At 61.4% G+C, this 910-nt stretch carries 2 protein-coding genes; both read right to left on the bottom strand.

Going from position 1 to position 910, the window contains the following annotated elements; translation table 11 throughout:
- The coding region (locus C667_RS23405; RefSeq protein WP_004390616.1) for a Uma2 family endonuclease at positions 1 to 451 on the bottom strand (451 nt) is incomplete at its 3' end.
- A gap of 200 nt (positions 452 to 651) precedes the next feature.
- Positions 652 to 910: hypothetical protein (locus C667_RS26260; protein WP_004390615.1), on the bottom strand; the 259-nt coding region annotated here is incomplete at its 5' end.

Genomic DNA, 910 nt, shown 5'->3' with positions numbered 1-910 from the left:
CTTCCAAGCTCATCCCAATGCTATCGAGATGAATAGGTTCGCTTCGGTCGACATCGGTGAACTGCCACTGCCGCGGCCCGCAGCGACGATACAACTCGCTGCGACCACGAGCAGGGTCGATCACTAGCAACTCTTGCACGCTGTCGATCTCTCGGTATGCGTGGAGCTTGGCGCCCCTGTCGACCTTTTCCCGAAAGGGTGACAGGACCTCGATCACCAGGCCCGGGTAGGCGACGCGCTGCTCGTTGACCGGATCTCGACATAGGGTGGAGACCCAGAAGTCGGGATAGAGCGTCGAGCGATCGGTGCAGAGGGGCCTTCGATCGCGGGCGGTGAACACCTGCTCTAGTGAACACGCGAGGTGTTCGCGGAGGGCGGCTTCCAGTTTCTTGCAGATGGCATCGTGAGCCTTGGATGGGCGTGGGATGGGCTGCATCAGGCCTTCAATCATCTCGTGAGCATCGTCCGGTGGCCGCCGTCGAATCGTGAACTCCGGGACGCTTGAGATGAGCGACGCTGAGCAGGAAGGAATACGCATCCCCGAGCCGGGCCGGATGCCAGGTTTGCTTGTGCGACGACGGGTGTGGCTGGTTGTGGACATCATTGTCTTCGGACTCGAGAGTAATGGGACGGGTGTTGCGGGTTCTGCAATCACGTCGCAACGTCTTCTGAAAGTGAAACGGCGCTCAGGATTGCCGGGCTTGCGCGCAGGCATGCCCGCCTGAACAACGTCTGCCGACCTCCGTCGATGTCAGGTCCGCTGATTGGCCGGATGCCTTCCTGGTCCAGGAGTGCGCGAAGGTGTTTGGGCGACGTGTGGGCACCTTGGGCAAGGTCTCGAAGCCAGACGTACTCGGCCTTGAACTCCTGAAGCTGCTGCATCGCCACGCGCTGGTTGCGGCGACGCGTC

Source organism: Thauera phenylacetica B4P (assembly GCF_000310225.1).
GTDB lineage: Bacteria > Pseudomonadota > Gammaproteobacteria > Burkholderiales > Rhodocyclaceae > Thauera > Thauera phenylacetica.
Note: the sequence above shows the minus strand (reverse complement) of the source record. Positions and strands in the feature narration are given on the sequence as shown.